At 44.8% G+C, this 4,745-nt stretch carries 6 protein-coding genes and 1 pseudogene; all 7 read right to left on the bottom strand.

All coding sequences use genetic code 11. The features are described from left to right. Positions 1 to 570, bottom strand: a pseudogene (locus WEIDD23_RS10280) (penicillin-binding protein); the annotation flags it as partial. Between the two features lies 1 nt (position 571). Next, positions 572 to 943 carry a cell division protein FtsL gene (gene ftsL / locus WEIDD23_RS10275; protein WP_010372676.1) on the bottom strand — a complete coding sequence of 124 codons (372 nt, stop codon included), beginning with the start codon at positions 941 to 943 and terminating at the stop codon, positions 572 to 574. Positions 944 to 994: 51 nt separating this feature from the next. Further along, complete coding sequence (gene rsmH, locus WEIDD23_RS10270; RefSeq protein ID WP_010372674.1) at positions 995 to 1,939, bottom strand: 16S rRNA (cytosine(1402)-N(4))-methyltransferase RsmH; 945 nt, start codon at positions 1,937 to 1,939, stop codon at positions 995 to 997. 61 nt (positions 1,940 to 2,000) lie between these two features. Continuing rightward, positions 2,001 to 2,435, bottom strand: a complete 435-nt coding sequence (gene mraZ, locus WEIDD23_RS10265) for a division/cell wall cluster transcriptional repressor MraZ (protein ID WP_010372671.1) — start codon at positions 2,433 to 2,435, stop codon at positions 2,001 to 2,003. A gap of 420 nt (positions 2,436 to 2,855) precedes the next feature. After that, positions 2,856 to 3,236 carry a hypothetical protein gene (locus WEIDD23_RS10260; protein WP_010372668.1) on the bottom strand — a complete coding sequence of 127 codons (381 nt, stop codon included), beginning with the start codon at positions 3,234 to 3,236 and terminating at the stop codon, positions 2,856 to 2,858. 37 nt (positions 3,237 to 3,273) lie between these two features. Then, a complete protein-coding gene (locus tag WEIDD23_RS10255) occupies positions 3,274 to 4,020 on the bottom strand; it encodes an RsmE family RNA methyltransferase (protein ID WP_010372665.1) in 747 nt (248 codons plus the stop codon). Further along, positions 4,020 to 4,745: 50S ribosomal protein L11 methyltransferase (prmA, locus tag WEIDD23_RS10250; RefSeq protein WP_062358969.1), on the bottom strand; the 726-nt coding region annotated here is incomplete at its 5' end. The genes WEIDD23_RS10255 and prmA, both read right to left, overlap by 1 nt.

Raw genomic sequence — 4,745 nt, 5'->3', positions numbered from 1 at the left:
ATCCGAAGCGAATTTACCATTAGGATAAAAACGTGACGTCCCTGGTGTAAAAATAATCCCCGGGATTTTCAAGGCCTTAACCTTCTTGTACGTCGTCACATCCATTTTTAACCCGTGTTGACCAAACTGAACTTGATTCAAATCTTGCTTACGGGCATTTGCTAACACTTTTTGATATTCCGCCGGTTTACCACCTAAAACGCCAGCCAATTGCTTCGCAACCTTTTTATCCTGGCTTGGCTTTACGTAAGCAGGCTTACCGTCCGCATCATTTTGTGTTTTATCTAACACGGCCGCGGCCGTGTAGGTTGATGAATTTTCAGCCAAAACATTTCCAACCGAATCAAAGATTTCACCACGCTTGGCTTGCACCTCGTTTTGACTCTGATAAATGAGTTGAGCGGCCTTGTCCAACTTATGTCCCTTTACCTCTTTGGCAACGGCAACATAAGAAAAACGGACCCCCAACACAACCAATACCAGTATCATCGACCCGAGCAAAATGCGCCCGGAGTTGCGACTATATTTATCCGATTGGTTACGTTTTGGCATCCGTTGTTTCTTTACCATGCTACTTCACGTTCCTTATGTTTTGATTCTGTAAACTCAAGCCATGCTTTTCAGCAACTTGACCCAAACGATCTGGACTAGATAAGCTGCTAACTTCTTGCTTCAAATCGTTATTTTTGTCACGTAATTGCTCGAGCTGCGTCGTTGTTGACTGAAGTTGCTTATTAGCTGAAGCACCCTTACTTGCCATGAACATGACCAAAAATGCCATAAATGCAACCGTTACAACCGCGGCAGCAGCCATCGTCAAATCCATTGCGTTCCAAACGGGCTTCTCATAAGGGCGACGCACCGTCTTAGTCTTAACCCGGCGTTGCGGCTGATTAACTTTTTTTGGCGCTGTATTGCCAGCGTACTTTGGCATTGCATCCATGACTTTCAGATCCTTCCTTACACGTTCTTATTTAGTTAAGAAAAGTTTTCATTAACGTAGTCTTTCAATAACACGTAACTTGGCAGAATGTGCCCGGTGATTTTCCGCCATCTCTTCTTCAGATGGCAAAATTGGCTTACGTGACACCAATTTAAAATCAGGTTGCATCTCATCTGGAATGATTGGCAGCCCCGCTGGTACTTCCGGTAACGCCGTCTTTTCTTTAAACATTGTCTTTACCAGACGATCTTCCAACGAGTGGAACGTAATAACTGAAATTCGTCCCCCAACTTTTAACATATCAAGCGCTTGGGCTAACGATTCTTCTACCACCCCAAGTTCATCATTAACTGCGATGCGAATCGCTTGAAATGATCGCTTAGCTGGGTGTCCACCCGTACGTCGAGCAGCCGCCGGAATAGCTGACTTAATCACTTCCACCAGTTCAAAAGTTGTTTCAATTGGCTTAATCGCACGCTGCCGTTCGATAGCGCGTGCAATTTGCTTGGCAAACTTTTCCTCACCGTAACGTGACAAGATTCGAAGCAAATCGTGGAAATCCCACTCGTTAACAACCGTCCGGGCGTTCAACTCTTGGGATTGATCCATACGCATGTCAAGTGGCGCGTCATAGTTGTATGAGAAACCACGTTGCCCATCATCAAACTGTGGTGATGACACGCCGAGATCATAAACAATCCCATCAATTTCAGTCACCCCAACTTCAGCCAAAGCAGCTTTTAAATTACGGAAATTATTTTGAATAAAGGCGACCTTACCAGCCGCAAGCTCAGCTGCCAGGTGCTCCGTGTTGTAATTGATTGCTGTAATATCTTGATCAAACGACCAGAGCTTACCCGTTGTCAAACGGCTAGCCAACAATTGTGAGTGGCCACCGCCACCTAAGGTTGCATCCACATAGACACCATCTGGCTTAACATTTAAATTATCGATTGCTTCATTAAGCAAGACTGTCACGTGATTAAATTCCGTCATGGCTTAAACCGTTTGACCTTTCATCTTAGTTAACCGGCATAACCCAGTTTGTTTTATTTTTTTAGAAACCGAGATCTTCCAAACCATCGGCAATATCATCAAAGTTCTCAGCTGTTTCTTCTTCGTAGGCTTGCCACTTTTCAGCACTCCACAACTCAAAAGTATCATCACCAAGGCCAAACACCGTCACATCCTTATCGATGTTGGCATATTCACGCAAAGTCTGTGACAAATTCACACGACCTTGCTTGTCAAATTCGACTTCCAATGCGCCACCAAAAACAAATCGCTTAAATTGGCGTGCCTTGGCATTAGTTTCCGGCAAAGCATTAATCTTGGCAGAAAAATCTTGCCAACCGCTCATTGTATAAGCACGCAGTGAATGATCCATCCAACGTGTGATAACAAAGGCGTCACCTAATTGATTGCGAAATTTTGCAGGGATAATCAACCGGTTCTTCGTATCCAGCGTGTGCTGGTATGTACCCATGAACATCGGCGTTACCCCCTTTCAATTTAATCAACCAGGTCTACCGGTTGCGAATGTTAAGAAAAGTCGACAATTCAATACATTTAATTTACCACAATCTCCCACATCTCACCACCTACCCCCACACGTCACCACAGGGATATAGCTTGATTTTAGAGACAGAAATGTTGATATACCGGCCTGGAGCACCCTTTTTAACAGTCACTTTACAAGTTTTCGAAGAACTTTAGAATTTGAAGAATTCTTTAACTTTTCAGGCGACAAAGCTTGATATACCAGTCTTTTAAGTTAACGATAAGCCAGTGGTGAATGGTGGTACGTGGTGGGAGGTGGGGACACCGGTTCGCAAAAAAAGAGGTTAGAACAGATCACTCTGTTCTAACCTCTTAAGCCGTAAAGCCTCATGACACGTCAATCGCGATGGCATTATATTTCGCGGAAACCACCATCCACTGGGATTTGATTCTCCACATCAACCTCTTCCTCTTGCCCACGCGTAAACGCAAACAACTCAATGACGAAGTACAGTGCGGCTAGGTAATAACCGTACATATGTGAATTTAGCCCTAACCAAATTGAAGCCAAGAAAAAAATAGGCCAAATAAATAGCAAATACCAAAATGCACCATGTTTCCGTAAGAATGCACCTGCGATAATACTAAAAATCATATTCACAATAAATAATGAAAAGACAATTTTAAAATTAACGCTCAACGCCGTTTTATTAATAACGAAAGGTACTAAGAGTGCCAGAATTGGCACCCAAACCCAAAAACGCCAATCAAACGCTTCCTTTAATCGCTTCATGTTCCTTACCTCTTTTGTGTTACCACACTAATCTTTCCTAACGTTCTAGCTCGAGCGCAAAACTCAAGGCACTAAGCGCATAAAGTGGCGCTGTTTCAGCGCGTAAAATGCGTGGGCCAAGTCCTGCCGCCACGAACCCAAACTTTTCCGTTAGTAATTCTAACTCAGCTTCCTTTAAGCCACCTTCAGGTCCAACCAAAAAGGCGACTTCATCACCTGAACGCAACTGGGCAAACTGTTGGGCAAGCATCGCTGCTTCACCTTGCTTTGCGCTTTCTTCCCAAGCTACAATTTTAATCATTGCTTCTGGTAGCGTCAGCGCTTGCAAATTTGGCAAATACTGAACATCCGGCACAGTCAATCGGTGGGATTGTTCAGCAGCGCCTTGTGCAATCTTGGCAAGACGCGCAATTTTTTTATCTGCTTTCATTCCCCAATGCACGACCGACCAATCGGTTTCAACAAAGATAATGTGATGAACCCCTAATTCAGTCGCTTTCTGCACCACAAGCTCCGGCTTATCGCCCTTGGCCAGTCCTAAAATCAAAGTTGCTTGCACAGGCAGTTCGACATTAGCTTCAACTCGTTCCACCACCGTCATGCGTGTCACATCATCACCAATCTCACTAACCTTGGCAACGACCATCGTTTCACGATCGGGGTAAACAAACTCTGCCATCGTGCCAACTTTGCCACGTAAGACCGTCATCAAATGATGCGCAATGTCAGCCGGCAAATCAAACTCGTCAGTCTCTGGCGTTTCCGTCAAAAAATAACGTTGCATTACTTTTCATCCTCACTCGCCCGGTGCGCAATCAAACCGTACCACTCACCCAGCTTCATTTTCTCGTCCACGACATAACCCGAGGCCTCTAACTTGGCAACGATGACATCCGCCTTATCTTGGTAGATACCTGATAACAAGAATTTACCACCTGGCCGCAAAACAGATTCAACTTGTGGAATCAATGGCACTAGCACCTCTGCCAACATATTAGCAACCACGATATCAAACTCTTGGGCTGGCACATCCTGCAATAGGTCACTCGCCATCACCTTGATATCTGATGCAATAGGATTCAAGTCCAAGTTACCTTGAGCTGAACGAACAGCAACTTCATCAATATCCGTGCCAAGCACTGAGCTAGCACCCAACAACTTAGCTGCAATACCAAGGACGCCTGAACCAGTACCGACATCCAACAAACGTTCCTCGCCACGAATCACAATTTCAAGCGCTTGCATCATCAAACGCGTCGTTGGGTGAGTACCTGTACCGAAAGCCATGCCTGGATCGAGTACGATGACTTGTTCATCATTTTGTGCTGGGACATACTCTTCCCACTTTGGTACAACTGTCAAATGACGTGTAACTCGAACTGGGTGGTAATACTTTTGCCATTCCGTCGCCCAGTCAGCGTCCTTAACAGCAGTTGTCGTCACAGTACCTGGCGTTGCGTCTAATCCGAAATCAGCTAATTGATTAACGCGCATTTGCACATCATTAAT

The sequence above is a fragment of the Weissella sp. DD23 genome, from assembly GCF_001579105.1.
GTDB lineage: Bacteria > Bacillota > Bacilli > Lactobacillales > Lactobacillaceae > Weissella > Weissella cibaria.
Note: the sequence above shows the minus strand (reverse complement) of the source record. Positions and strands in the feature narration are given on the sequence as shown.

Excerpts from the sequence above, each read along its gene's own strand:
- ftsL (WP_010372676.1), bottom strand. The coding sequence starts at position 943 with ATGGATGCAATGCCAAAGTACGCTGGCAATACAGCGCCAAAAAAAGTT.
- rsmH (WP_010372674.1), bottom strand. The coding sequence starts at position 1,939 with ATGACGGAATTTAATCACGTGACAGTCTTGCTTAATGAAGCAATCGAT.
- mraZ (WP_010372671.1), bottom strand. The coding sequence starts at position 2,435 with ATGTTCATGGGTACATACCAGCACACGCTGGATACGAAGAACCGGTTG.
- WEIDD23_RS10260 (WP_010372668.1), bottom strand. The coding sequence starts at position 3,236 with ATGAAGCGATTAAAGGAAGCGTTTGATTGGCGTTTTTGGGTTTGGGTG.
- WEIDD23_RS10255 (WP_010372665.1), bottom strand. The coding sequence starts at position 4,020 with ATGCAACGTTATTTTTTGACGGAAACGCCAGAGACTGACGAGTTTGAT.